Below are 2784 nucleotides of genomic sequence, written 5' to 3'. Positions count from 1 at the left end.
GCGGGTCGGCCGTTCCCTACAAAAATAAAGAATCTTGTTAATCCTGAAAATCCTGTGAATCCTGTCCGATTGGAACTCTGCAATGAGCGTTCAGAACTGGATCACTACATGTTGAGCACTACCCCGATTTTTAGCTGCAAATGAACGCAAATCGAAACTGAGCGCCAGAAGATGTCGAAGTTCCCTCGTTATATCAACAAAAAACTTTGCGTCCTTTGTGCCCTGTGAGGTTCTAATTTGCTGGTAGCTGGTAGCTGGTAACTTCTCTGTATCCTCCGCGTCTTAAGCGGTTCAAACTGCGCCCAGCTGTACTGCCGCCGGGTCGGGCCGAGGCGGGGGCAGGGGTGCAGGATAGGGCCATTTCCAGGTTCGCTGGTCCGTCGCGACCGGCACCATCTCGATGCACGCCACCGGACAGGGCGCAACGCAGAGCTCACAGCCGGTGCATTCGTCCGCAATGACCGTATGCATCTGCTTGGCGGCACCGAGGATGGCGTCCACCGGGCAGGCCTGGATGCACAGGGTACAGCCGATGCATAGCTGCTCGTCGATGACTGCCAGGGCCTTGGGCGGCTCCTCCTCTCCGGCCTCCGGCGGCAAGGGGTCCTTACCGAGCAGATCGGCGAGGGCCAGGATCACGGTCTCACCCCCCGGCGCGCACTTGTTGATCGCCACCTCGTTTTTGGCTACCGCCTCGGCGTAAGGTCGGCAGCCTGGATATCCGCATTGCCCGCACTGGGTCTGGGGCAGCAAGGCATCGATCCGGTCGGCGACGGGATCGCCCTCGACGCGGAAATAGATGGCCGCGTAGCCCAGCAGCAACCCCAGGCAGGTGGCGAGTATCGCGAAGGCGGCGATGGCGGTCAGCATGCAAGCGCCTCCGTCACGAGGCCACCAGACCGGCGAAACCCATGAAGGCCAGCGACATAAGACCGGCGGTGATCAAGGCGATGGCGTTGCCCTGGAAGGGGGCGGGCACGTCCGCCATATCCACCCGCTCGCGGATGGCCGCGAACAGGGTAAGTACCAACGAAAAGCCGAGGGCGGCACCGAAACCGTACAGGGCCGACTCGACGAAGGTCCGCTGCTCCTGCAGGTTGAGCAAGGCAACGCCGAGCACCGCACAGTTGGTGGTGATGAGCGGGAGAAAAATGCCGAGGACTTGATACAGCAGAGGGCTGGTCTTGTGCATCACGGTTTCGGTGAACTGGACCACGGCGGCGATGACCAGGATAAAGGCGATGGTGCGCAGGTACTCGATCCCCAAGGGTTCCAGCAGGTAGCTGTTGACCAACCAGGCGGTGACCGCAGACAGGGTGAGCACGAAGGCCGTCGCCAGCCCCATGCCGGTGGCGGTCTCCAGCTTCTTGGAGACACCCATAAAGGGGCAAAGTCCGAGGAACTTGACCAGCACGAAGTTGTTGACCAACACAGTGCCGACCAGGATGAGGGCATATTCTTTCATGCAGCTGCAAAGTCGGGTGACCAAGCACCCCGGATTAACCCTAAGATCAGGCTAGGCCGGTACAGCGGTACCCAAGTACTGATAACCTGGAGATCATTTTTTGGGGAACTATATACATAGCTAGCCACGACTATCGGAGTTTCCCTTTGCGGCTTGAATGAAATCAAGAAGCTTGGCAACCCTATTTTCAATCCGCTCCCACCCGAGCCTCTGACCATAGGTCATGAGGTTTATAAGGTTTGAATTCACCTCTTTATCCGCTTCCGAATGCAGGTAGTCCAATAACTCTTTACTGGACTTAGAAGGCTTCTCTTCATTTTCGAGACGTTTGATCGCCTCCAAGATCGTATTAAACATTCGTCGCTACACCCAGGTTTGGTTACAAGGCAGAACAGCGGCGTGCCCAACACACGGTATCGTTTCAACCACGAATCACCCGAATCAACGCGAATGTTCCCGTAGGCACCAAAACCCAATTCGCGAGGATCTGCGTGATTCGTAGTTTTCCTTGTGGCTGTGGGTTAGGGTGCGCCCAAATATCCAAACACCAGCAGCAGGCGCCTGACCCGACCTCCAGGACTATCGAAAACCATCCCCCATCATGGGGTCTCAGACAGCAGGGCTTCAACCCGGCATCGGTGTGGGAATTCACTGTCGGGCCTGGTGCGCGGCGCCGACCGAACACCACGGCTAGCTGAATATCCTAGCGCAAAATCATGCCGCTCGGGGTTAACGTGTAGATGCAAACAGGGCAACCGACTAATCATCACGGCTGAAACATCGCCTTGGCAAAACCTCTTTCCTTAAGTCTTTGCGGGTTCGCAGCGTGGGTTCGGTGACCTGAAAAGCCCCTCTCCCGCGAGGGTGTCGTAAAAGGTGACGCCCGACGCGGTCTTTCTCGTTCCCACGCGGCGCGTGGGAACGCGGAAGCTCCGCGCCGCGGAGAGCATCAGGCTGGTGTCCACCATTGCGTATACACGGGAACCAAACCTGCCGGCGGTCCGGCGTTATCCGGTGCGGCCCACAAGGCATCTACTCTGACCGTTGCCGACAGCTGGTCATTAGATGCGTAAGCCGTCTGAAAGACGGCGGTCCCAGCCGCACTCGTGTCCCCGCAACCGCCGACATGTTGTCGGCCCCTGGGACCGCCGACATTCTGTCGGCCCCTGGGATCGCCGACATTTTCTCGTTCCCACGCGCTACGTGGGAACCAGAGACCGGGAGAGGGGCGTTTGCGACACCCTCCCGCCGGGAGAGAGCCTGCGCCGAGCGCAGCGAGGGGGCTTGGGGAGAGGGGGTCAAAGGGCGAAGATCGGTGC

General features: G+C 58.8%; 4 protein-coding genes. 1 reads left to right on the top strand and 3 read right to left on the bottom strand.

From position 1 onward, the window contains the following. Positions 1 to 291 precede the first annotated feature (291 nt). The 3 genes from rsxB to BQ17_RS18160 form a co-directional block, all read right to left on the bottom strand. Entirely contained in the window at positions 292 to 870 is a 579-nt protein-coding gene (rsxB, locus tag BQ17_RS18170; RefSeq protein ID WP_089729536.1) for an electron transport complex subunit RsxB, read from the bottom strand. Positions 871 to 883: 13 nt separating this feature from the next. After that, the gene (gene rsxA / locus BQ17_RS18165; protein WP_089729534.1) at positions 884 to 1465 is read right to left on the bottom strand and encodes an electron transport complex subunit RsxA; all 582 of its coding nucleotides are present in this window, start codon (positions 1463 to 1465) and stop codon (positions 884 to 886) included. A gap of 120 nt (positions 1466 to 1585) precedes the next feature. Beyond that, a complete protein-coding gene (locus BQ17_RS18160; protein ID WP_089729532.1) occupies positions 1586 to 1822 on the bottom strand; it encodes a hypothetical protein in 237 nt (78 codons plus the stop codon). A gap of 769 nt (positions 1823 to 2591) precedes the next feature. On the opposite strand from BQ17_RS18160, the gene BQ17_RS22925 reads away from it, so the two are divergent. Beyond that, on the top strand, positions 2592 to 2784 hold a 193-nt coding region (locus tag BQ17_RS22925; RefSeq protein ID WP_218068346.1), incomplete at its 3' end, for a hypothetical protein.

The organism is Candidatus Thiosymbion oneisti, assembly GCF_900092655.1.
GTDB classification, from domain to species: Bacteria; Pseudomonadota; Gammaproteobacteria; order Chromatiales; family Chromatiaceae; genus Thiosymbion; species Thiosymbion oneisti.
This window is presented reverse-complemented; position numbering and strand designations above follow the sequence as displayed.